21 protein-coding genes are annotated in these 22,236 nt (G+C 57.6%); 10 read left to right on the forward strand and 11 right to left on the reverse strand.

Going from position 1 to position 22,236, the window contains the following annotated elements; genetic code table 11:
• Positions 1–4: 4 nt before the first annotated feature.
• Complete coding sequence (gene ccoN / locus QRN85_RS12985; RefSeq protein ID WP_062589578.1) at positions 5–1,627, reverse strand: cytochrome-c oxidase, cbb3-type subunit I; 1,623 nt, start codon at positions 1,625–1,627, stop codon at positions 5–7.
• 180 nt (positions 1,628–1,807) lie between these two features.
• Positions 1,808–2,332 carry a bifunctional adenosylcobinamide kinase/adenosylcobinamide-phosphate guanylyltransferase gene (gene cobU, locus QRN85_RS12990; RefSeq protein WP_284758412.1) on the reverse strand — a complete coding sequence of 175 codons (525 nt, stop codon included), beginning with the start codon at positions 2,330–2,332 and terminating at the stop codon, positions 1,808–1,810.
• 528 nt (positions 2,333–2,860) lie between these two features.
• Between cobU and QRN85_RS12995 the strand changes: the two genes are divergently transcribed.
• Positions 2,861–3,547 carry a DUF599 domain-containing protein gene (locus QRN85_RS12995; protein ID WP_062589575.1) on the forward strand — a complete coding sequence of 229 codons (687 nt, stop codon included), beginning with the start codon at positions 2,861–2,863 and terminating at the stop codon, positions 3,545–3,547.
• A 72-nt stretch (positions 3,548–3,619) separates the two neighbouring features.
• The gene (locus QRN85_RS13000; RefSeq protein WP_284758414.1) at positions 3,620–4,588 is read left to right on the forward strand and encodes an acetyltransferase domain-containing protein; all 969 of its coding nucleotides are present in this window, start codon (positions 3,620–3,622) and stop codon (positions 4,586–4,588) included.
• Positions 4,589–4,591: 3 nt separating this feature from the next.
• Here the strand turns inward: QRN85_RS13000 and QRN85_RS13005 are convergent, their stop codons facing one another.
• Both QRN85_RS13005 and mgtE read right to left on the reverse strand, forming a co-directional pair.
• Positions 4,592–4,978, reverse strand: coding sequence for a MerR family transcriptional regulator (locus QRN85_RS13005; RefSeq protein ID WP_062589573.1), 387 nt, complete (start codon positions 4,976–4,978; stop codon positions 4,592–4,594).
• Positions 4,979–5,141: 163 nt separating this feature from the next.
• A complete protein-coding gene (gene mgtE, locus QRN85_RS13010) occupies positions 5,142–6,512 on the reverse strand; it encodes a magnesium transporter (RefSeq protein WP_062589888.1) in 1,371 nt (456 codons plus the stop codon).
• A 378-nt stretch (positions 6,513–6,890) separates the two neighbouring features.
• Here mgtE and QRN85_RS13015 point away from each other — a divergent pair, with 378 nt between their 5' ends.
• The 3 genes from QRN85_RS13015 to QRN85_RS13025 are packed head-to-tail and all read left to right on the forward strand — an operon-like array spanning position 6,891 to position 10,048.
• Positions 6,891–9,197, forward strand: coding sequence for an FdhF/YdeP family oxidoreductase (locus QRN85_RS13015; RefSeq protein ID WP_284758416.1), 2,307 nt, complete (start codon positions 6,891–6,893; stop codon positions 9,195–9,197).
• On the forward strand, positions 9,197–9,544 hold the full coding sequence (locus QRN85_RS13020; RefSeq protein WP_284758417.1) for a hypothetical protein: 348 nt from the start codon (positions 9,197–9,199) through the stop codon (positions 9,542–9,544). The genes QRN85_RS13015 and QRN85_RS13020 overlap by 1 nt, the downstream gene beginning before the upstream one ends.
• Positions 9,545–9,556: 12 nt before the next feature.
• Positions 9,557–10,048, forward strand: coding sequence for a peptide deformylase (locus QRN85_RS13025; RefSeq protein ID WP_284758419.1), 492 nt, complete (start codon positions 9,557–9,559; stop codon positions 10,046–10,048).
• On the opposite strand, the gene QRN85_RS13030 is transcribed toward QRN85_RS13025, so the two are convergent.
• Positions 10,049–10,471, reverse strand: coding sequence for an OsmC family protein (locus QRN85_RS13030; RefSeq protein WP_284758421.1), 423 nt, complete (start codon positions 10,469–10,471; stop codon positions 10,049–10,051).
• Between the two features lie 125 nt (positions 10,472–10,596).
• Between QRN85_RS13030 and QRN85_RS13035 the strand changes: the two genes are divergently transcribed.
• The 3 genes from QRN85_RS13035 to QRN85_RS13045 all read left to right on the forward strand — a co-directional run bounded on the left by QRN85_RS13035 (position 10,597) and on the right by QRN85_RS13045 (position 12,698).
• Positions 10,597–10,764 carry a Thivi_2564 family membrane protein gene (locus QRN85_RS13035; RefSeq protein WP_042619558.1) on the forward strand — a complete coding sequence of 56 codons (168 nt, stop codon included), beginning with the start codon at positions 10,597–10,599 and terminating at the stop codon, positions 10,762–10,764.
• Between the two features lie 255 nt (positions 10,765–11,019).
• Positions 11,020–11,355 carry a Grx4 family monothiol glutaredoxin gene (gene grxD, locus QRN85_RS13040; RefSeq protein ID WP_062589886.1) on the forward strand — a complete coding sequence of 112 codons (336 nt, stop codon included), beginning with the start codon at positions 11,020–11,022 and terminating at the stop codon, positions 11,353–11,355.
• Positions 11,356–11,489: 134 nt separating this feature from the next.
• On the forward strand, positions 11,490–12,698 hold the full coding sequence (locus QRN85_RS13045; RefSeq protein ID WP_112963603.1) for a multidrug effflux MFS transporter: 1,209 nt from the start codon (positions 11,490–11,492) through the stop codon (positions 12,696–12,698).
• Between the two features lie 71 nt (positions 12,699–12,769).
• Here QRN85_RS13045 and QRN85_RS13050 read toward each other — a convergent pair whose 3' ends face one another.
• The 5 genes from QRN85_RS13050 to QRN85_RS13070 form a co-directional block, all read right to left on the reverse strand.
• Positions 12,770–13,594 (reverse strand): inositol monophosphatase family protein, encoded by an 825-nt coding sequence (locus QRN85_RS13050; RefSeq protein WP_284758422.1) that lies wholly within the window; start codon positions 13,592–13,594, stop codon positions 12,770–12,772.
• Between the two features lie 25 nt (positions 13,595–13,619).
• Positions 13,620–14,447 carry an inositol monophosphatase family protein gene (locus QRN85_RS13055; protein WP_113219463.1) on the reverse strand — a complete coding sequence of 276 codons (828 nt, stop codon included), beginning with the start codon at positions 14,445–14,447 and terminating at the stop codon, positions 13,620–13,622.
• 48 nt (positions 14,448–14,495) lie between these two features.
• Positions 14,496–15,374, reverse strand: a complete 879-nt coding sequence (ttcA, locus tag QRN85_RS13060; protein ID WP_284758424.1) for a tRNA 2-thiocytidine(32) synthetase TtcA — start codon at positions 15,372–15,374, stop codon at positions 14,496–14,498.
• A 72-nt stretch (positions 15,375–15,446) separates the two neighbouring features.
• On the reverse strand, positions 15,447–16,376 hold the full coding sequence (locus QRN85_RS13065; RefSeq protein WP_062589565.1) for a glutaminase: 930 nt from the start codon (positions 16,374–16,376) through the stop codon (positions 15,447–15,449).
• Positions 16,377–16,437: 61 nt separating this feature from the next.
• Positions 16,438–18,306: a L,D-transpeptidase family protein gene (locus QRN85_RS13070; protein ID WP_502870782.1), complete on the reverse strand. Its 1,869-nt coding sequence runs from the start codon at positions 18,304–18,306 to the stop codon at positions 16,438–16,440.
• 457 nt (positions 18,307–18,763) lie between these two features.
• Between QRN85_RS13070 and fumC the strand changes: the two genes are divergently transcribed.
• Both fumC and QRN85_RS13080 read left to right on the forward strand, forming a co-directional pair.
• Complete coding sequence (fumC, locus tag QRN85_RS13075; RefSeq protein WP_112963607.1) at positions 18,764–20,155, forward strand: class II fumarate hydratase; 1,392 nt, start codon at positions 18,764–18,766, stop codon at positions 20,153–20,155.
• 336 nt (positions 20,156–20,491) lie between these two features.
• Positions 20,492–21,562 carry a GGDEF domain-containing protein gene (locus tag QRN85_RS13080; protein ID WP_113092495.1) on the forward strand — a complete coding sequence of 357 codons (1,071 nt, stop codon included), beginning with the start codon at positions 20,492–20,494 and terminating at the stop codon, positions 21,560–21,562.
• A gap of 28 nt (positions 21,563–21,590) precedes the next feature.
• On the opposite strand, the gene QRN85_RS13085 is transcribed toward QRN85_RS13080, so the two are convergent.
• Positions 21,591–22,199: a pyridoxamine 5'-phosphate oxidase family protein gene (locus QRN85_RS13085; protein ID WP_284758439.1), complete on the reverse strand. Its 609-nt coding sequence runs from the start codon at positions 22,197–22,199 to the stop codon at positions 21,591–21,593.
• Positions 22,200–22,236 lie beyond the last annotated feature (37 nt).

Raw genomic sequence — 22,236 nt, forward strand, 5'->3', positions numbered from 1 at the left:
CTCCTTATTCCGCAGGCTGCAGCTTGGGCGTTGCCGCCTTGAAGCCCGCTTCGTCGCGCTGGTAGCCGAGAATTGTCATCGTGACGTTGTAGGCCATGATCAGTGCGCCAGAGAGGAACAGGGCACCGCCCACCGCACGCAACACGTAGTATGGGAAGAGTGCAGCCACGGTTTCGGCGAACGAGTAGACCAGGAAGCCCTGAGCATCATATTCGCGCCACATCAGCCCCTGCTGGATGCCGGCAACCCACATGACGGCGGCGTAGACGACGATGCCGAGTGTCGCCAGCCAGAAGTGCCAGTTGACCATCGCCATGCTGTAGAGACGCTCGCGTCCCCAGAGCTTTGGTGTGAGATAGTAGATGGCACCGAATGTGATCATGCCGTTCCAGCCAAGTGCGCCGGAATGAACGTGTCCAATGGTCCAGTCGGTATAGTGGCTGAGCGAATTGACCGCCTTGATCGACATCATCGGACCTTCGAAGGTCGCCATGCCGTAGAAGGCAACAGCCATCACCATCATGCGAACGATCGGGTCGGTGCGGATCTTGTCCCATGCGCCCGAAAGCGTCATCAGACCGTTGATCATGCCGCCCCAGGAAGGCATCCACAACATGATCGAGAACACCATGCCCAGCGTCTGCGCCCAGTCAGGCAAAGCCGTGTAGTGGAGGTGGTGAGGACCTGCCCAGATATACATGAAGATCAGGGCCCAGAAGTGGATGATCGACAGACGGTAGGAAAAGACCGGACGGTTCACCTGCTTGGGAATGAAGTAGTACATCATTCCAAGGAAGCCAGCGGTCAGGAAGAAGCCGACGGCGTTGTGGCCGTACCACCATTGCGTCAACGCATCCTGCACGCCGGAGAAGGCCGAATAGCTCTTGACGCCGAGGAAGGAGACCGGAACCGCCAGATTGTTGACGATATGCAGCATGGCGATGGTAACGATGAAGCCCAGATAGAACCAGTTCGCCACGTAGATATGGGGTTCCTTGCGCTTCAAAATCGTGCCGAGGAAGGTCAGCAGATACGCCACCCAGACGATGGTGAGCCAGATATCGACATACCACTCGGGTTCGGCATATTCCTTGCCCTGGGTGATGCCCAGCAGATAGCCGGTTGCGGCCATCACGATGAAAAGATTGTATCCCCAGAACACAAACCAGCCCAGATCGCCACCGAAGAGACGTGCGCGGGACGTGCGCTGAACGACGTAAAAGGAAGTCGCGATGAGCGCATTTCCGCCGAAGGCGAAGATAACGGCAGAGGTATGGAGCGGGCGGACACGACCGAAATTGAGCCAGGGCTCGATATTGAGGTCGGGAAAGGCCAGCTGCAGCGCAACGACAACGCCGACCAGGAAGCCCACGACTCCCCAGAACACCGTGGCGATGACGCCGTAACGCACCACTTCGTCGAAATATTCAGATTGCAGCTGCTCCTTCGAAACGGCCTTGGCGGGAGCGAAGGACACGCGGCGCAGCATCAGGACCGTGCCCACAAGAAGCACGAAAAACAGCACCCACATATGGGCGGCGAAAAGATTGTCGTGAGCGAAGGCCGCCCCGAGCAAGGCGAGGAAGGCCCCCACGGCCACCATCGCTATTCCTAAAACAGAGTTCATTGTTGGTTTCCCCCAACGTCATCGCAGATACGACGCGGCTGGACGAACCACTCTGAAGGCGGCAAACGTGCTTTCGCGTCGTTTGCAGCTTTGCCACCGCAAGGGGCAAGCAGCCTTGATCCATATCAAGTCAGGCGGGAGGCGCTTCCGAAGCTGAATCCCGGGACGGGAAGACCCGGATTACCCCTTCATTTTGAGGGGTAGACCTGCAGCGATAAAATATACCTGCGCAGACATGGCGGCGATGTCCTGGTGAAGCCTCCCGGCAAGATCGCGGAACTGCCGCGCCATCCGGTTGTCCGGCACGATGCCGAGACCGACCTCATTGGAAACAAACACGATTTTCGCACGGGCAGAGGCCGCGTGTTGCGCAAGCGCTGAGAAAGCCGCATCGATATCGGCACCCTCTTCCATCATGAGGTTGGTGACCCATAATGTCAGGCAATCGACAAGAATGACGTTTTCGGGCGAGTCGAGCTGGCTCAGAAGCGCGGTCAGTGCCAGCGGCTCTTCATGCGTCGTCCAGAGTTCGCCACGCCTTTCGCGATGCTGCGAGATTCGCTCCCGCATTTCGTCGTCCCAGGCGCGACCGGTGGCGATGTAATGCGCCAGCCCCTCGCCCGAAAGAACAAGGCGTTCGGCAAAGGCCGACTTGCCGGAGCGTGCTCCGCCCAGCACAAGAACGGTGCGAGAAACATCAGACATGAGGATGATCACAAAGGTAAGGTAAGAACGATCCGGCCGCCAATGCGATATACGTCGCAAGCCTTGCAGAACCCAGCATGAAAAGAGAACGATTCGTAGATATGGAGGCGTTCTCCCGGTCAATCATGCCGTTCTGGTTCGGTTGTCTATCGGCCTCGTTTACCCGCCCGCACCATGCAGGCATGTCGACAAACGCATTCGATAGAAAAGCGCCGGATCGTATGACTGAAGGTAGATACGGACAGGCCGATTGTCAATTTCCGACAAGCAAAAACCGCGCTGCACTAGGTACAAACGCGGCTTTGGTAGCCTTTTCAACTTGAAAAAGGCAATGGCAACACCGGTACGCAAAACCAATCCGGCGTGCAGGCATAGTCATAGCGGTACATTGTTACCGGATCGTTAGCACACATAATAAATTTGCCTGAGAGATGGAATTTTTCGCCAAGATTGCCATAGATCGAAATCGCATCAATATTGGCAGGCACCGAGATTCGAAATGCATGTGACCAAAGGTAATCTGACACCATGACGACCATCGATTATGTAGCACTTGTCGTGTTCGTGGTGCTCTGGTCATCCTACACGCACATCACCACCAAGCGCCGGCCCTTCTCTCGCACCAGTCTCAATCAGGCCATGGCTGAACGCCGTCGCAAATGGATCTATAATTCGCTGACGCGCGATCTGAAGATGATCGACACGCAGATCATGGCGGGACTTCAGAACGGCACGGCATTCTTTGCCTCAACCTCAATTTTCGCCATTGGCGGATGCTTTGCCTTGCTGGGTGCCACCGATCAGGTCGAATCGGTGTTCCGCGACATGCCCTTCGTGCATTATGCTGGCCGCACCGCCTTCGAGATGAAGGTCATCGGCCTGACCTGCCTGTTCGGTTATGCCTTTTTCAAGTTCGGCTGGTCCTACCGGCTGTTCAACTATTGCACCATCCTCTTCGGTGCGATGCCGATGCTGCATGAGACAAATGCAGACAGGGAGGCAGCGGAACGCGCGGCAGAAAACGTCATCCGCATGAACATCATCGCCGCCAAAAACTTCAATGATGGCCTGCGCACCATATTTCTATCGATCGGTTATCTCGGCTGGTTCATAAGCCCCTATGTCTTCATTGCCTCCACGGTCATCATAACCGTTGCCCTGCTGCGCAGGCAGTTTTTCTCCGAAGCCCGCCGTGCCATCATGGACAACCAGTAACGGCCATGAAATCGCCGCAGTTGAAGGGCGAAGCGCTGGCAGCGAAAAGTAACCGTTGCAAAGGACGGACTAATGAGTGACGTGTCTGCAAACGCGACGATGACACAGCCAAAAGGCCGGATCGGCGCACTGGACACGCTGCGGGGCATCGCCCTTCTGGCCATGGCCAGCTATCATTTCACCTGGGATCTGGAGATGTTCGCCTATCTCGAACCGGGTACGGCCACGCAGGGCTGGTGGCGCATCTACGCCCGTGCCATCGCCAGCTCATTCCTGTTTCTTGCCGGTTTCAGCCTCTACCTCGCCCATCGCCGCGGCATCAACTGGCCGTCTTTCGGCAAGCGTTTCGCAATGGTCGCGGGCGCTGCGCTTCTGATATCGGTCGCCACCTATTTTGCCGTGCCGGATGGCTGGATCTTCTTCGGGATTCTCCACAACATCGCCGCCGCAAGCCTGATCGGGCTTCTGTTCCTGCGTCTGCCCTTTTTCATCACGCTGGGCTGCGCGGCCCTTGCCCTCATAGCCCCGCAATATCTTAGTTCGGGCGCCTTCAACCCCGTCTGGCTGTCGTGGATCGGGCTCTCGACGGTGCCGCCGCGCTCCAATGATTATGTTCCGGTGCTGCCGTTTCTAGCGCCCTTCCTGCTTGGACTGGCAACATCGCAATTCGTCACGCCTCGCGGCTGGCTCGACCGGTTCCGCAAGCCAAGCGGCAGGGGCAATGTGCTCGCACTTTTCGGTCGTCATAGCCTGTTGTTCTATCTGGTGCACCAGCCGATCCTGATCGGCATCGTCTATCTGGCAACGCTCATCGCGCCGCCTCCACCGATAGATCAGGTGGAAGCCTACAAGAAGAGCTGTGAGGCAAGCTGCATTCAACAGCAGAACGGTGTCGAGTTATGCCAGGCATTCTGTGGCTGCACGCTGGAAACGCTGCAGGCCGAAAACCTGTTCGACCCCATGATGGCAAACGCACTTGCGGCGCAACAGCAGTCACGGATCGGCGAGATCGCCGCCCAATGCTCGGCTTCGCTTCAGTAAGGCTTACGTCCCGACGCCGATTTCGGCCAGACGCGTCAGGCAGGCTTCCTCGACATTGTCGAGTTCGGCAAGGGTCTCCTCGATATCCTTGCGCTTCTGGCGCAGATCGGCGCGCTTTTCGTCCACCTTTTTCATCAGGAGCTCCAGCTGCCCGGACTCGCCCGGCGGCTCCTTGTAGACCTGAATGATCTCGCGGATTTCAGCAATGGTGAAGCCGATGCGGCGTCCGCGCAGGATTTCCTGAATAAGCCTGCGGTCAGCCATACGGAACAGTCTGGTCCGCCCGCGCCGCTCCGGGTGGATCAACCCCTCGTCCTCGTAAAAGCGAAGAGTGCGAGTGGAGACCCCGAATTCACGCGTCAGTTCCGTTATGCTATAATACTTATTCAAGGCTTCATCCGATTCTGGAGCATTGAACCGGAAACGACAGACAGGTTCCGGAACATTCGCAGCTCAAACAACAGGATAGAATGAGAAGCGAAGGCCGCCTCAAAACTCTCCCTCATTGATCTCACTATGATTGACCTTCACGTAAAAGTCAATTTTGCCGAGATCAGATGGGAACGCCGAACCACCATGTCGCAAGGCCAAGGAAGGAAAAGAAGCCGACAATGTCGGTAACGGCGGTCACGAAGACGGCGGAGGAAACCGCCGGGTCCGCTCCAAACTTGTCCAGCAGCAGCGGAATGATGATACCGGCGATGGCAGCGGCGAACATGTTGATCAGCATGGCGGTGGCAATGATCCCGCCCAGATTGACATCCTTGAACCACAGGCCCGCAATGATACCGATGGCACAGCCGAACAGGGCACCATTGAGCAAACCGACGCCCGCCTCACGGCGAATGATTCTGGCCGCGTTGTGAATGTCCAGATTTTTGGTCGCAAGCGCCCGCACCGAAACGGTCATGGTCTGAGACCCCGCATTGCCGCCCATGCCCGCGACGATGGGCATGAGAACGGCCAGCGCCACGATCTGCTCGATCGTCGCATCGAAGAGACCGATGACCGAGGCTGCCATGAAGGCAGTGATCAGATTGACCGCCAGCCAGGGCACGCGTGAACGCGACGTTACAGCGATGGTGTCAGAAAGTTCTTCGTCGCCCACGCCGCCAAGGCGCAGAAGGTCTTCCTCCGCCTCTTCCTGAATGACGTCAACGACGTCGTCGATGGTCAGCACGCCGACAAGCCGGCCATTATCGTCCACCACGGCAGCGGACAGAAGGTCGTACTGCTCGAACAGCTGCGCCGCCTCTTCCTGGTCCATCTCGGCGGCAATCGGATGGTTGGTTTCGTGCATGATCGATTCGACCTTCACCTGCCGCTTGGAGCGCAGCAGCCGGTCGAGATCCATGGCACCCACCAGCTTGAAGGTGGGGTCAACGACGAAAATCTGCGAAAATGATTCCGGCAGTTCCTCCTCTTCGCGCATGTAGTCGATTGTCTGGCCCACCGTCCAGAACGGCGGGACGGCGACAAACTCCGTCTGCATACGGCGTCCTGCCGAGCTTTCCGGATAATCCAGCGCGCGCAACAGCCGCACCCGCTCCGTAAACGGCATTTGCGAGAGAATGTCTTCGCGGTCTTCCCGGTCGAGATCTTCAAGAATGTAGACGGCGTCATCCGAATCCATTTCGCCGATACCGGCGGCAATCTGGTCATTCGGCATCTGCTCGACGATATCGAGGCGGATCGCTTCATCCACCTCGGTCAGCGCGGTCATGTCGAAGTCTGAGCCCAGCAGCCGCACCATGGAGTGGCGCTGTTCCGGCAGGATCGATTCAAGCAGATCGCCCAGCTCCGATTCGTGCAGCCTTGCCACGTTCTGGCGCAGGAAAAGCACATCCCGATCGGCGATTGCAGCACCGACCATCGCCAGGAAATCAGACCTGATCGAACCGTCCTCGGCATAGATGTCGGCCATGATTTCCGGCCTTTTGGCATCTTCGCGCACGGAATGATGGTCGTCGGTCTGTGTCAACTTGCGTCCCTTTTCCGGCTGAGTGCGGTGCTATGCGAAAGCGCAGGAGAATGGCTTTTAAAAGCACAATGTCAACAACAGGATAGGACAAAAGAAGTTGCAAATTCCTATCTCTGCTTCGCTTTCTGGCTGAGCCTGACGTTAACCTGTCATGAAACAGTCTCAGCGAATTGAACGCGATGCGGATGCCATCGTAAAGTTACAAGTTGACATATGGCAGTTATACAGGAATCTGAAGCAAAGAGCTGCGCCAACAATCGCTGCGGATGGCACCGCAAGCGAGCAGCACGACAAGAACAAGATCAGAAAGAGACCTGTCAAATGGGCAAGATGGATTTCATCGGCAAGGCCTCCTCCGCAGCGGGCGGTTGGGGCGCACTCAAGAGCGTGGGAAAGCGCCTTCTGGAATCGGGCGCGCCGATTTCCGGCGCACGGACCCTGCTTAAGGCAAATCAACCCGATGGTTTCGATTGCCCCGGTTGCGCCTGGGGTGACCCGGAGCACGGCTCGTCCTTCGAATTCTGCGAAAACGGCGTGAAGGCAGTTGCCTGGGAAGCGACGGAAGCGCGCGTGCCACCGGATTTCTTCGCCAGCCATAAAGTCTCGCAACTGCGGACATGGTCGGATTACGATCTCGAAAAGCAGGGTCGCCTGACCGATCCGCTGCGCTACGACCGTGCGACCGATAAATATCTGCCCGTATCCTGGGACGATGCCTTCAATGAAATCGGTCGCGTTTTGAGGAGCCTCGACAGCCCTGATCGTGCCGAGTTCTACACGTCCGGCCGCGCCTCCAATGAGGCTGCGTTCCTCTATCAATTGATGGTGCGTCTCTACGGCACCAACAATTTCCCCGACTGTTCCAACATGTGCCATGAAGCCAGCGGCGTTGGCCTGAAAGCCTCCGTCGGCGTCGGCAAGGGCACGGTTCTGCTCGAAGACTTCGAAAAGGCGGATGCGATTTTCGTCATCGGCCAGAACCCCGGCACCAACCACCCGCGCATGTTGGGCGATCTTCGCCGCGCCGCCATTCGCGGTGCGCGCATCGCTGTCTTCAACCCGATCCGCGAAAAGGGCCTGGAGCGTTTCACCGACCCGCAGGACAAGCTGGAAATGATCACCGGCGGCAACACCAAGATTGCCACCAATTATTACCAGCCGCGCCAGGGCGGCGACATGGCCGCCGTGCGCGGAATGAGCAAGGCAGTCTTTGCGGCTGACGATGCCGCGCGTGCCGCTGGCAAGCCTGCCATTATCGATTACGACTTCCTGGCCGAACATGCGGTGGAGTTCGAGGCCTATCGCGCCGCCGTGGAGGCAACCAGCTGGGAAACCATTCTCGATCAGTCCGGTCTGACCCGCGAGCAGATCGAGGAAGCCGCTGGCATCTACATGGCATCTGACGCCGTCATCACCACCTGGGCGATGGGCGTTACGCAGCACAAGCACTCGGTCATCACGATCCGTGAAATCACCAACTTCATGCTGCTGCGCGGCAATATCGGACGTCCCGGCGCTGGCCTCTGCCCCGTGCGCGGACATTCCAACGTGCAGGGTGACCGCACGGTCGGCATCGATGAAAAGGCCCCGCCTGCCCTGCTCGATGCGCTGGAGAAGGAACTCGGCGTGCCGATGCCCCGCAACCGGGGCCACAACACCGTGGAAGCCATTAGCGCCATGCTGGATGGCAAGGCTCAGGCATTCATCGCGCTCGGCGGCAATTTCCTGCGCGCCACGCCTGATAGCCCGCTCATCATCAAGGCGTTTGAGAAGCAGAAGCTGACGGTTAACATCGCCACCAAGCTCAACCACTCGCATCTGGTGCCGGGTGAAGTCTCCTTCATCCTGCCCTGCCTTGGCCGCACGGAAATCGATCGTAACTCGCAGGGCAAGTCGCAGATCGTAACGGTCGAGGACTCCATGAGCATGGTTCACGGCTCCGGTGGTATCAACGAACCCGCCTCGCCGGAACTGCGCTCCGAAGTCGCCATTATCGCCGGCATGGCCGAAGCGACGCTTGGCAATGAGCGAGTCCAGTGGGCCAAGCTCGCCGACGATTACGACCTCATCCGCGATATGATCTCGCGTGTTCTCCCCGGCTTCCAGGACTTCAACGAGCGTGTGCGCGTGCCGCGCGGCTTCCACCTGCGCAATGCCGCAGCCGAGCGTGAGTGGAACACGCCAGCCAAGAAGGCAACCTTCTTCACCGGCCCGCTGCCGGAGAAGACGGAACATCAGGAAGCACTCGGCAAGGAAGGCGTTTTCGTTCTGCAAACTTTCCGCAGCCACGACCAGTACAACACCACCATTTACGGCATGGATGACCGCTACCGCGGTGTCTATGGCGAGCGGCAGGTCATCTTCATGAACCCCAAGGACATGGAAGCGCTGGGCGCCCACGCCAAGCAGCGCGTAGATGTCATCGGTGAATATGGTGATGGCGTAGAGCGCATTGCCGAGAACTTCCGTCTCGTGCCCTATAACATTCCGGAAGGAAGCGTCGGCGGCTACTATCCGGAACTCAACGTTCTGGTTCCGCTGCACAGCTATGGCGAAGGCAGCTTCACCCCGACATCGAAGTCCGTTCTCGTGTCGGTTCGCCTGCGCAAAGACGCAGAGGCTGCCTAATGCGTGACGACGATCCCGCCGCGCGCTTTCTGGCCGTGGCGGACCGGATCAGCCAGACGGCCCCGGTTGCTCTCGATGCAACCGGGGCCGCATTGATTGCGGCCGTGCATCTGGGCATCGGCAGCGACAGTCGCAGCCTCGCCAACAAACTCGGCATCGCCCACGCCCTTGTCCTGCGGGAAATCAATGCTCTTGACGGTCGGATGATGACAACAGAGAAACGGGATGCCCGCACGCAGCGCACATGGGTCAAACTAACCGATGAAGCGTCGGCGCTGGCGCTCGCAGCCTCGGACGTTCTCCTCAAACCGTCGCTCGAAGATACTGCCCGTAGCCAAATGGAATAAATGGAACGCCCCATGGCACTTCGTTATATCGTGACATATCCGCATCCGGCGCTTGCATCTCACTGCGAGCCAGTCACGGAATTCGACGCTGCCCTCGCGCAGCTTGCCGATGATATCCTGGAAACGATGCGGGCCGCGCCCGGCGTCGGCATCACCGCCGCCCATATTGGTATCCTCAAGCGCATTTTCGTGCTGGAACTGACACCGGGCGATGTCAGAACCTATGTCAATCCGCAGCTTCTCGATGTGTCGGCGCAGACCATGCGGCATGTGGAAGGCAGCGTATCCATGCCGGGCTTCACCGAAGAGGTGGAGCGTCCCGCCTCGGTGCGCCTGCGCTTTCAGGATGTCACCGGCCAGTGGCACGAGGAGGACGCCAGCGGCTTCCACGCCATATGCATCCAGCACGAGGTCGATCAGTTGGACGGCATCTTCTGGCTGAAGCGTCTGTCCAGACTGAGGCGCGACCGTCTCATCCGCAAATGGGATAAGGCGCGGGCCTGACTATTTGACGGTGAGATTGAAATCCGCATTGCCGCGCAATGTGTTGCTGACCGTGCAGATTTCCTCGGCCCTATCGGCGATCTCCTGTCGGACCCCATCATCGAAATCGCCCGATATCGTCAGCTGCATCTCAAAGCGCCTGATACGTGCGGGCTCACCTTCCGATTTGTCGCCCGACACCCGCGCCTCGACACTGTGAAACCGGTCGAGCACACCCATCTGGCTTGCGGCAATCCGGGCGCTGAGCACGAGACAGGCGGCCAGTGAGGAGTAGAGAAGATCGAGCGGGTTGAAGCCCGGCTCGGACGCAGCAGTGACGACGGCAAGAGACCCGCCGGTTGGCGTCTCGATGGTCGGATGCCCATTGCGCCCCAGTATCGCGGTTGCGCCCGTGGCGCGCTTTTTTACCCTTGCCTCGACCACATCAACTCCCAAATTTAGAAATTGCAAAAATTACATTTTGCACAATGGAACCAAATTCCCGGCTTTCGGTTTTACTCACGGAACGGTGATCAACCGTTATAGATTTGAAATAGGAGCTGGGACATATGGTTACTGGGACACTCGTTAGCATTCTGATTACATTTCTGGTCATCGTACTTATTCTGTGGCTGATCAACCGCCTGCCCGTCGGCGGCAGCGCCAAGCAGATCGCACAGGTCATCGTGATCATCATCGGTATCATTTCGCTGCTGAAATATCTCGCTGTATTCTAGGATTTACAAAATCCTCATGTGGCTCGAAACGAAAGTTTCGGGCCATTTTTTATGGCGGATACACCATGTGGTGACATGGCCTTCGCCTAAGCGGCTTTTCCGCCCGCTCATATGCGTCTTTCACACAATGCCTCGGTAACAACATGTCGCCACTGCCTTGATTTTTTGCCAATCATGGCTGGAAATCACGCGCCACCATGTTATCTAAGGACAAACGAAGCAGCGGCCTTGAACCGCATGTGAAAGGAAATGGCCATGAGCGGCATTCACGATATGATCGACGGCGAAGTGAAGGGCAACGATATCGTTCTCTTCATGAAGGGTACCCCCCAATTCCCACAATGTGGTTTCTCCGGTCAGGTCGTCCAGATTCTTGATTATCTTGGCGTCGAATACAAGGGCGTAAACGTTCTTGCGGATGCTGATCTGCGCCAGGGTATCAAGGACTACTCCAACTGGCCCACTATTCCACAGCTCTACATCAAGGGTGAATTTCTCGGCGGCTGCGACATCATCAGAGAGATGTTCCAGTCCGGCGAACTTCAGGAACAACTTCAGGAACAGGGTATCAGCGTCCGCGGCGCGGCATGATTTCGGCCGGGAAACCGGCCCCCCTACTTTTCTAAAACTTGTACAGGCGTTGCCCCAAGCAACGCCTTTGCCGTTCTTTCAGGACCAAGCCTGTGACAAATCCTTCACAATCAGAGTCGACCCCAAAAGTTGCCATGGGGCGTACGGAATTTATTGGCCTTGCGGCAGCGCTGATGGCGTTGAACGCTCTGGCAATCGACATCATGCTTCCCGGCCTGCAGGAGATCGGGGCGGCGCTCGGCGTTGATAATGAAAATCACCGCCAATATGTGGTTTCGGCCTATCTTATCGGCTTTGGCGTAGCGCAGCTCTTCTACGGACCCATCGCTGACCGGTTCGGTCGCCGCAAGCCAATGCTGTTCGGCCTCGCCATCTACATTCTCTCTTCAATCGCCGTGGTTTTCGTTCCGTCCTTCGCGGGGCTGCTCGTCCTGCGCTTCATTCAGGGCATCGGGTCGGCTGCGACGCGCGTCATCACGATTTCGATCGTTCGTGACATTTACGGCGGCAGGCAGATGGCCGAAGTCATGTCGTTGATCATGATGGTCTTCATGGTCGTCCCGGTAATCGCGCCCGGTACAGGACAGATTGTGCTCTTCTTCGGGGACTGGCACCTGATTTTCGGTTTCATGGCAGCAATCGCCGCTGTCGTTACGGTCTGGATGTATGTGCGCCTGCCGGAAACCCTGCACGAAAAAGACGTTCGTCCGCTCACGCTGGCCTCCGTCCTCCAGGGCTTCAAGATCGTTCTGACCAACCGGGTGGCGCTGTGCTATACCATCGCCAGCACCATCATCTTCGGCGCCCTGTTCGGCTTCATCAATTCTGCCGAACAGGTCTATAAGGGCATCTACGATCTCGGCGCATGGTTTGCCGCGGCCTTCGCCGGCGTGGCAATCTTCATGGCCGCATCGTCCTTCCTCAACTCCCGGCTTGTCGGTCGCTTCGGCATGAGAAAGCTGTCCCACGGCTCGCTCCTGCTGTTCATCGCGATCACCTTCATATGGCTCATGGCGCAAATCTTCGGCCCGCAGCCCATGCCATTCGTGCTGTTCATCGCCATGTTTGCGCTGTCGATGTTCCAGTTCGGCCTGATTGGCTCCAACTTCAACTCGCTGGCCATGGAGCCACTTGGCCACGTTGCCGGTACGGCGTCCTCCGTCATCGGCTTCATGAGCACTATTGGCGGCTCGTTGATCGGCGCGGTCATCGGCCAGGCTTTCAACGGGACGGCCCTGCCCATGGTGGCAGGCTTCTGCGTCGTGTCTGTCCTTGGCCTTATCTTCGTGCTGATCGGTGAAAAGGGCGTGCTTTTCCAGCCGCAGAACAAGCCGACTCATTGATCGTCGTCACAAACAGGAAGGGCGCGGATGATAGCATCCGCGCCCTTTTTTAATGCCTGCAAGGCGGTCGCTCAGACCGTGAAAATCTTCTCGCGCAACAGTTCCCAGGTTTCCTGATCCGGCGTCAGCAGAAGACCGCCGCTCGTATGGTGCGGAAGATAAGGCGAGCCGTCGAAACGGGCGGCATAGGCACCCGCTTCCTGCGAAATCAGCGTTCCCGCAAGGTGATCCCAAGGCATCAGCTTGTTGTACATCAGGAAGTGCATGTGGCCGCCGCAGAAGATGCGGTATTCATGCGCAGCACATCGATAGCTGGTAAACAGACGCACATCGGCCAGATTGTTAAGCAGACGGCGACGTATATCGCCCTCGAAATAGCCGGTATTGGCGATGCCGACCATCTGTGAAAGTTCTGGCGCTGGCACGACATTCATCTGCGTCTGGGAGCCATCGGCGCTGCACATCCATGCGCCGGAGCCCTTTTCAGCGATCACCCAGTCATTGCCCATGGGATCGTAGATCAGCCCGGCAATGGTCTGGCCCTTGGAGACCACGCTCAGCATCACGCCGAACAGCGGCAGGCCGGAGGCAAAATTGAAGGTGCCGTCGATGGGATCCACGATGACAGCGAGATCGGCATCACCGATCTTTTCCAGAAGCGAAGGGTCTGCGGCGACCGCTTCCTCCCCCACAAACAGGGCGTCCGGCATAAATTCTGCAACGCGGGCGCGGATCAACCGCTCCGCCGCTTCGTCTGCCTCGGTGACGAGATCGATCGCCTCGGTCTTCACGCGCACATCGCCCTCGCCGAGATTGCGAAATCTCGGAAGGATCTCCACGGCTGCTGCCTCCTGCAGGGCATTGGCAAGAGATGCGATGTCGATTTCCACGCTCATGGGTATTCCTTCCTGTATGTCAAAATCAAAGGCCGACGATTTCGCGGCGGAGCATTTTCCAGCTCTCCTTGTCGGGAGCGGACAGAATTCCGCCGGTCAGGTCGCCGGGACGGTAGGGCGTACCATCGAATTTTGCCGTAAATCCGCCCGCTTCCTGATGGGTCAGCACGCCAGCCAGATGATCCCACGGCATGAGCTTCTCATGGCCGATGAAATGCAGCTTGCCCGCTGAGACCAGCCAGTATTCATGTGCCGAGCAATTCAGCGACAGCGCCATCTTGGCCTTGGTCATATTTGCGGCAATGACAGGGCGGCGCTCCTCGAAACTGTGCCCCCAGGAAAAGACGCCCACCATCTGCGAGAGATTAACGGCATCTGCCACACGCAGCTTCGCTTCGCTTCCGCTCTTGCGCTTCAACACTGCGCCCGCGCCCTTGCCGGAAAGAATGGTGTCGCCCATGACCGGATCATGAATGATGCCCGCGACTGTCTCACCCTTAACCGTTACCGCAAGCAGCGTGCCGAAGGCAGGAAAACCGGAGGCATAGTTGAATGTCCCATCGATGGGGTCGATCACAAAGGCCAGTTCCGCGGTGGCCAGAGCGGGAATGACCGACTTGTCGGCGTCATAGCTCTCTTCGCCAACAATATGTGCCTTTGGAAAACGCGAGAGCAAAGCAGCCGTGATCCGCTTTTCCGCCTGGATATCCGCCTCTGTCACAAGATCCACGACGGAGGTCTTTTCGGCGATGTCGGATGCGCTGAGGTTTCTGAAACGCGGAAGAATTTCGGTTTCGCCAGCCTCGGCAACCGTTGCAACGAGGAAATCAAGATCGGTATCGGAAAGGGTCATGAAGGGGTTCTTTGAAAAGGTGGGACATGAGCTTCACGACCTAATCCCCTAGCGTGACGGATCGGTGACAGTCAGGCCTGAGAAATCGAAAAGCTTGGTGTCGAGCAAATGCGACGGATTGACATGCGCCATGGCGCGCAACATCACGTCCTTGCGACCCGGCATCCGGCGCTCGATATCAGCCAGCATGTCTTTCATCGCGTTACGCTGCAGCCCGTCCTGCGAGCCGCAGAGATCGCAGGGTATGATCGGGAACTCCATGGAAGCAGCAAATTTCGCCATGTCGTCTTCTGCGCAATAGGCCAGCGGACGCAGCAGCATCAAGTCGCCCTCGTCATTCAGCAGCTTTGGCGGCATTGCGGCGAGCCTGCCCCCGTGGAAGAAGTTCATGAAGAATGTTTCGAGAATATCCTCGCGGTGATGGCCGAGAACCAGCGCATCGCAGCCCTCTTCGCGGGCGATGCGGTAGAGATTGCCCCGCCTAAGCCGCGAACAGAGCGAACAATAGGTCCCGCCCTGCGGCACCTTTTCCTTCACGATGGAATAGGTATCGCGATACTCGATCCGGTGCGGCACACCGATCTTGGTCAGATAATCCGGCAGGATATGCTTGGGAAAGTTCGGCTGGCCCTGGTCAAGATTGCAGGCAATGAGTTCGACAGGCAGCAGCCCGCGCCATTTGAGGTCCAGCAGCAGCGCCAGAAGCCCGTAGCTGTCCTTGCCGCCCGAAAGTCCCACAAGCCAGCGCTTCTGGCCCTTCAACATGTCGAAATCGTCGAATGCCTGACGCACATTGCGCAGCAGCCGTTTGCGCAGCTTGTTGAACGACACGGAACGCGGCGCGTTGGCAAACAGCGGATGCGCGCCACCCTGCTCCTCGGGCTCGACGCCCTCAGGCATGTCATCGATATCTGCGGCAATGTTCATGGGTGATCTCGCTCGTTCCAGAACGCGTATCGGCGTTTCAGCCTGAGGGAATGCCCTCATATGCCCTCAAGATCAAGCCCCGAATACCGACCAGCCCATTTCGTTGGCCAGCATTTCCAGCGCTTCGGACCCCAGCGCCGAGTTGCCCACCTCGTTCAACCCCGGAGACCAGACGGCGATGGAAGCCTTGCCGGGCGCTACCACCAGAATGCCGCCGCCCACGCCGCTCTTGCCCGGCAGACCGACGTGATAGGCGAAATCGCCGGAGCCATCGTAATGGCCGCAGGTCAGCATCAGCGCGTTGATGCGTCGTGCCCGCCGTTCGGAAACGACCGAATGTCCGGTTATGGGATTGCGCCCGCGACTGGCGAGAAACAGCCCTGCCCGCGCCAGCTGGACGCAGTTCATGGATATGGCGCATTGGTGGAAATAGACACCCAGCGTGTGTTCCACCGGATGGTGCAGATTGCCGAAGCTGCGCATGAAGTTTGCCAGCGCAAGATTTCTGTAGCCCGTCGCCTGCTCGGACTTGGCCACCGTGTCGTCGATTGAAATGGTTTCATCATCGGCAAGATAACGGATGAAGCGGAGCAGCTCACCAATCGCCTCGCGCGGCTGGTGCCCCGCCAGAACCATATCCGTGACCACGATGGCGCCTGCATTAACGAAAGGGTTTCGCGGGATACCGGATTCGCGCTCAAGCTGGACGATGGAGTTGAAGGCAGAACCGGAAGGCTCGCGCCCAACGCGCTTCCAGACATTTTCGCCGGTCTTGCCAAGCGCCAGCGTCAGCATGAAAACCTTGGAAATACTCTGGATGGAAAAAGGTGTCTGCGCGTTTCCAGCCACGAAGGTGTCACCCTCCACGGTGGTAACGGCAATGCCGAACTGTTTTGGATCGACCTTGGCAAGCTCGGGAATATAGTCGGCAACCTTGCCCTCACCCAGCCTGGGCTGCATCACCTCATAGATGGAATCGATGACCGCCTGAATGTCCTGCATTGCCCGCCCCTGATAAAGAAAAAGCGCCCGTGAAGGCGCTTTTGAGATGTGTTGACGTGCCTCAGATAGAGGAGGCCCGCGCCTTCGTCGTTGCGTCGAAGGCCTTTACGACATAGCTGTCGCGGTCATAGACGTCATCGAAATACTGGACGTTCCCGTCCTTGTCCGGCCAGGCGGTGAAGTAGGCCACATAGACCGGAATCTTGGCTGGCACCTGCACGGCGCGGTTCTCGCCAGCGGCAATCTGCTTGTTGACGTTATCAAGGCTTGTGCCAAGCACCGCGGCCGCCATGCGCCGTGGATCGACCAGACGAATGCAGCCATGGCTCAACGCGCGCATGTCGCGGTTGAAGAAGCTCTTGGCAGGCGTATCGTGCATGTAGATCGCGTGGGCATTCGGGAACAGGATTTTCAGGTCACCGAGCGCATTGTCACTGCTTGGTGGCTGACGTACCGATACCGACTGCGTGGAACCGTACCAGTTGACGCTGGACGATGAAACCGGACGGCCATTGACCGAAACCTCATATCCAAGACGATCCAGATAGGAAGGATCGTTGCGCAGCTTCGGCAGCATCTCGTTGATGATGATGGACTGCGGCACGCCCCAGTAAGGATTGAATTCAACGGTCTGGATTTCATCCTGGAAGAAGTATGTCTGGTTGGCCTTGGAGCCGATGACAACCTTCATGCCGAAGTCTTCTTTGCCCTCATTGTGGTAGTAGGCCATGAAAGCGGGCTGATTGATGAAGACGAAACGGTCGCCCAGATCGGCTGGCAGCCACCGCACCTGCTCCATTGCCACTTCCAGCTTGGCAATCTTGGCTTCGTTGCTGTCGCCGGTCATTGCCCGCACGGTTGCCCGGCCGATAACGCCGTCAGCCTTCAGGCCATTTTCGCTCTGGAACGCTTTCACAAGATCGACCAGCTCAGGCGTGTATTCCGATGTCTGCTGATATCCAGCAAGCGTCGCCGCATGGTCAGTCTTCAATCCTGTGGAAGAGCGGTGCTCGATCGCCTTGACGACCGTTGCCATCTCCACATTGTTCTCACCCGGCTTCAGTACCAGATCGCCGGGAACGACAGGCTTGTTGCCGGTATCCTTGTTCTCGTTGCGCAGCTTCGCCAGTTCGGCCTTGAGCGCCTGATATTCTGGGTTGGAAGGCTCACGGCTGCGCAGGTAGGCGGCAACATCCGGGCTCATGCTGGCGAGTTTGAGCACCGGCGCGAGATTGACGGTCTTGCGCTTGAAATCGTGGTAGCCGGAAAGCTTGTTCGGGTCGACACGGCCACGGGCGGTATCCTGCACATAGGCAAGCACCTTGGCCGAAAGAGCCAGTTCGAACTGCATCATGGCTGGCGGAATGTTCTGCTCTTGCGCAAGTGCTGCATTTTGCACCTTGGCCTGCGGCTCGGACGAAATGCTGGCAGTCACATCCTGAGACGGTGCCGAAATGCTGTAATCGGCAGGATTTAGCCCGCTATCACCAACGGTCTCGAAGAAGGCGAGAACAGCGCTGGCGCGCTCGTTCAGATCACCATTCGAAACCCAGATCGGCTGGCCACCGGCATTGTAATAAGCCTCCAGCGCCTTGGCGACGTCAGGCGTGGCGGACATCTTCACGCCGGAAAGACCGGAGGAGAATTTGGAGGTATCGACAGCGCGGGTAGCGTCCGTCTTGTAGGTGTAATAGCGAGGGCCGGAAACGCGCGGCAGCGGCTCCGGATCGACATCACGCGCAGCGGCGGCGGCATTGCCCTGCTGGGTTACCCCCGGGAAGCCCCGGTCCTGACGCTCACGCTCGACCTTGCCTGGTCCGCCACGCAGAAGGTCCATAAGCGTCACCGCGCCAGCCGTGCCCGGCGCACCAACAGAGACGGAAAGACCGAGAGCCAGTATCCATGCTGCCGACGTTTTTCCTGATGTAATATGCAATTTGGTCCTCGCCGCGTCCGCGCCATCATTCATCGAGGCGCATATAAAGTGTCTGTGTCTGTCTAGCTGATTGGTCTTCTTTTGGGAAGAAACGCACGAAGTCCAATAGGGTGCCAGACATGGGTTTCCATCACGACAGAAATCGTTTTGGCATGAGCTCCACGTTTGGCGAGAATAGTTAAATTTCTCTTTAAATTCCTAATATTGACAGAACAAGTTTTTGACAACGATCACGTAAAGGCCCGCTTTTCACAGCCATTTTCGCGCGTGGCGCAAAAGCCACTAGGATCGTTTTTCGAAAACGGGCATCGACGCTCCGAAACTGTTGCGAAATATGGCGATAGCCCGCTCGACAGGCTTTCCATGGCTGCGGGATGGCTTTATATGTCGGCGCGCGCAAGGCTGGCGGGGACGCCGGCTTGCCGGAGGACACACAGGAGAGGCAGGACTGATGACAGCCACACGCACCGAAACCGATACATTTGGCCCGATTGAAGTTGCAAGCGACCGTTACTGGGGCGCTCAGGCACAACGCTCGCTCGGAAACTTCAAGATCGGCTGGGAAAAACAGCCCGCATCAGTCGTCCGTGCGTTGGGCATCGTCAAGCAGGCAGCCGCCCGCACCAACATGGCGCTGGCCGGGCTCGACAGCCAGATCGGTGAAACCATCATCAAGGCTGCACAGGAAGTCATCGACGGCAAGCTCGACGATCACTTCCCCCTCGTCGTCTGGCAGACGGGTTCCGGCACCCAGTCCAACATGAACGCCAACGAAGTGATCTCCAACCGCGCAATCGAAATGCTCGGCGGCGAGATGGGCTCCAAGAAGCCCGTCCACCCGAATGATCACGTCAATATGAGCCAGTCGTCCAACGACACCTACCCGACGGCCATGCACATCGCCTGCGCCGAACAGATCGTCCACCACCTTCTCCCCGGCCTCAAGCATCTGCACCAGGCGCTGGATGCCAAGGCGAAGTCCTTTGCGCATATCATCAAGATCGGCCGCACCCACACGCAGGATGCAACACCGCTGACGCTCGGCCAGGAATTCTCAGGTTACGCCGCTCAGGTTGCCTCTTCCATCAAGCGCATCGAGATGACGTTGCCGGGTCTGTGTGAACTGGCGCAGGGCGGCACCGCAGTCGGTACCGGCCTCAACGCGCCGATCGGCTTTGCAGAACAGGTGGCAGAAGAGATCGCCAAGATCACCGGCCTGCCCTTCGTCACCGCGCCAAACAAGTTCGAAGCGCTGGCTGCACATGACTCCATGGTGTTTGCGCATGGCGCCATCAACGCCGCGGCTGCAGCCCTCTTCAAGATCGCCAACGACATCCGCTTCCTGGGCTCTGGCCCGCGCGCTGGCCTCGGTGAACTTGCCCTGCCGGAAAATGAACCCGGTTCGTCCATCATGCCGGGCAAGGTCAACCCCACGCAGTCGGAAGCACTGACGCAGGTTTGCGCCCATATTTTCGGAAACCAGGCAGCGATCACTTTCGCCGGCAGCCAGGGTCATTTCGAACTGAACGTCTACAACCCGATGATGGCGTATAACTTCCTCCAGTCCGTGCAACTTCTGGGTGATGCAGCCGTGTCCTTCACAGACAACTGCGTGGTCGGCATCGAAGCGCGTGAAGACAATATCAAGAAGGGCGTCGAAAACTCGCTCATGCTGGTTACCGCGCTCAACAGCAAGCTGGGCTACGACGCCTGCGCAAAGATCGCAAAGACGGCGCACAAGAACGGCACGACCCTGCGCGACGAAGCTGTTGGCGGTGGATACCTGACCAATGAAGAGTTCGATCAGTATGTCCGCCCGGAAAATATGATCGGCCCTAAATAACTAATGGTTGCGGAGATGGCATGAATGTGCCATCTCCCGCCACGGCTTGAAATCAGAACCGGCCGGCATGATCTTTCTCGTAAAAAGGGAAAGAAATACTACGGAATTTTTTTTAAATATAAGAATTTACCTCTACAAACTTACCCACGAAGTGCTATGGAAGCGCAGTTTCCTGCTTTAGTCGATTCTAAATAAAAACAGCACTAAAGCACGGGGGGAAATGTACTGGGCTATCTCTTTTACAAAATAAAAAAATTATTCCGTCAGGTAAGATTTTTACTGAATTTGTAGGATCAGGTAGCAAGATACCAAATCTGTTTTTTCGGGAGTGACTTGATGAGTCCGACATCAATGCCCAAGGCGCCGGGTACGGATATTGCGGCGCAGATATTGTTTGCGATGCGCAATATGGGGGTCGTGCCCATTCCCCGAAACTACAATCTCTTTTACGAGGCCTATATCGGCTCCAATCCTGCGCTTACGCGTGATCTGGCCGCACTTGGCGGTAGAGCAACGCAGGAGGAGCTGGACGAGCTGAGCGCTCGCTACTTCGACTACACGCATATCCAGTTGATCGAGGCTGCGCGGGACCGGCTCCATTCGGAATTGAGCACGGTGCTCATGGTTCTGCAGAACGAGCAGACATGTCTGGAAAACTACAACCGTATTCTGGATGAGACCCGGGCCGGTATCGCCGACAAGAACCACACGAGCACCCATTTGCTTCGTACCGCTATCTCGATGCTGGTGGAGGCGACGACCAACAAGATCGCCGAAAACGAAAGCGCCTCCAAAGACTTCGACCGCCACGCGGAAGAAATGCAACAGGTCCGCCTCGAACTCGACGAATACAAGCGCATCGCCAACACCGATTCACTCACCAGACTTTCCAACCGCAGGGCCTTCGACGACAAGCTGTCCTCCATCTATGACGTCAGCATAGGACTTCACATGACGTCTCTGGTGTTGTTGGACGTCGACAACTTCAAGCGCATCAATGATACGTTCGGCCATCCTGTCGGCGACAAGATCCTTGCGAGTGTGGCGTCGGTCATCAAATCAAACGTGCGCAAGGATGTCTTCGTCGCCCGCAGCGGCGGCGAGGAATTCGCCATCGTTCTCGAAAACAATACCCAGGACGAGATTCACGTCATGTGCGAGCGCATCCGTACATCGCTCGAAAGGACGCCTTTCCGCAATTCCAAGTCTGGCGTTGATTACGGTCAGGTGACGATATCCATCGGCTACGCGCTTGCATCACAGGCACAGAACGCCGGAGAGCTGTACGCGCTTGCAGATACGGCCATGTACCACGCAAAGGAAACGGGACGTAACCGAACCGTATTCTTCGAAGACGGTATGCAAAAGAACTACACCGGAAAAAGCTGGCTGATCTACAAGCAGTGATGACGTCGGCAGGGTACCGGGCGATTGCTCACCACAAGGTACTCACCGCACGTGCGGGCCATTCGCGGTCATAGGTGTCCTTGTCGAAATCCTGCTTTGCGGCTTTGAGCATCGCCCCCGGGGTGGGCAGCGAAGCCGGATCCACGAAATTATCAGGGTTCCAGAGTTCTGAGCGCATCAATGCCCGCGCGCATTGGAAGTATACCTCGTCAACAGTAATGACGATGACCGTGCGCGGATGCTTTCCATCCATCTCGAAGCTTTGCAAAAGCTCGGGAGCGATGGAAACGACCGCCTTTCCATTGATCCTCATCGTCGTGTTCGATCCGGGCACCAGAAACATCAGGGCAACACGCGGGTCGCGCACGATGTTGATCAGGGAATCGACCCGGTTATTGCCGCGCCAGTCCGGCAGCAAAATTGTCTTTTCATCCTCAACCCGCACAACGCCACCCTTGTCACCGCGCGGTGAACAATCGGCACCTTCCGGCCCAACGGTTGCCAGCGCCACGAAAGGCGCTGCTTCGATCATCCTGCGATATTCGTGCGTCAGGAAAGGCGTGACCTTGAGGTTGGAGGCCTCCGAGCCAGAGCCGTAAATCGCCTTCAGATCATCAACCGAACGGATAATTGTCACCAGAGCCTCCTTGCTCTTCAGTTCAATATCAGACCGG

The sequence above is a fragment of the Agrobacterium sp. fls2-241-TYG-188a genome, assembly GCF_030209845.1.

What these genes read in the sequence shown, in the direction of transcription:
- QRN85_RS13020 (WP_284758417.1), top strand. Translation starts at nt 9,197, where the DNA reads ATGCGTGACGACGATCCCGCCGCGCGCTTTCTGGCCGTGGCGGACCGG.
- QRN85_RS13080 (WP_113092495.1), top strand. Translation starts at nt 20,492, where the DNA reads ATGAGTCCGACATCAATGCCCAAGGCGCCGGGTACGGATATTGCGGCG.
- QRN85_RS13000 (WP_284758414.1), top strand. Translation starts at nt 3,620, where the DNA reads ATGAGTGACGTGTCTGCAAACGCGACGATGACACAGCCAAAAGGCCGG.
- grxD (WP_062589886.1), top strand. Translation starts at nt 11,020, where the DNA reads ATGAGCGGCATTCACGATATGATCGACGGCGAAGTGAAGGGCAACGAT.
- ttcA (WP_284758424.1), bottom strand. Translation starts at nt 15,374, where the DNA reads ATGAACATTGCCGCAGATATCGATGACATGCCTGAGGGCGTCGAGCCC.
- QRN85_RS13065 (WP_062589565.1), bottom strand. Translation starts at nt 16,376, where the DNA reads ATGCAGGACATTCAGGCGGTCATCGATTCCATCTATGAGGTGATGCAG.
- QRN85_RS13025 (WP_284758419.1), top strand. Translation starts at nt 9,557, where the DNA reads ATGGCACTTCGTTATATCGTGACATATCCGCATCCGGCGCTTGCATCT.
- QRN85_RS13035 (WP_042619558.1), top strand. Translation starts at nt 10,597, where the DNA reads ATGGTTACTGGGACACTCGTTAGCATTCTGATTACATTTCTGGTCATC.
- QRN85_RS13055 (WP_113219463.1), bottom strand. Translation starts at nt 14,447, where the DNA reads ATGACCCTTTCCGATACCGATCTTGATTTCCTCGTTGCAACGGTTGCC.
- mgtE (WP_062589888.1), bottom strand. Translation starts at nt 6,512, where the DNA reads ATGGCCGACATCTATGCCGAGGACGGTTCGATCAGGTCTGATTTCCTG.
- QRN85_RS13015 (WP_284758416.1), top strand. Translation starts at nt 6,891, where the DNA reads ATGGGCAAGATGGATTTCATCGGCAAGGCCTCCTCCGCAGCGGGCGGT.
- QRN85_RS13050 (WP_284758422.1), bottom strand. Translation starts at nt 13,594, where the DNA reads ATGAGCGTGGAAATCGACATCGCATCTCTTGCCAATGCCCTGCAGGAG.
- ccoN (WP_062589578.1), bottom strand. Translation starts at nt 1,627, where the DNA reads ATGAACTCTGTTTTAGGAATAGCGATGGTGGCCGTGGGGGCCTTCCTC.
- QRN85_RS13045 (WP_112963603.1), top strand. Translation starts at nt 11,490, where the DNA reads ATGGGGCGTACGGAATTTATTGGCCTTGCGGCAGCGCTGATGGCGTTG.
- QRN85_RS12995 (WP_062589575.1), top strand. Translation starts at nt 2,861, where the DNA reads ATGACGACCATCGATTATGTAGCACTTGTCGTGTTCGTGGTGCTCTGG.
- fumC (WP_112963607.1), top strand. Translation starts at nt 18,764, where the DNA reads ATGACAGCCACACGCACCGAAACCGATACATTTGGCCCGATTGAAGTT.
- cobU (WP_284758412.1), bottom strand. Translation starts at nt 2,332, where the DNA reads ATGTCTGATGTTTCTCGCACCGTTCTTGTGCTGGGCGGAGCACGCTCC.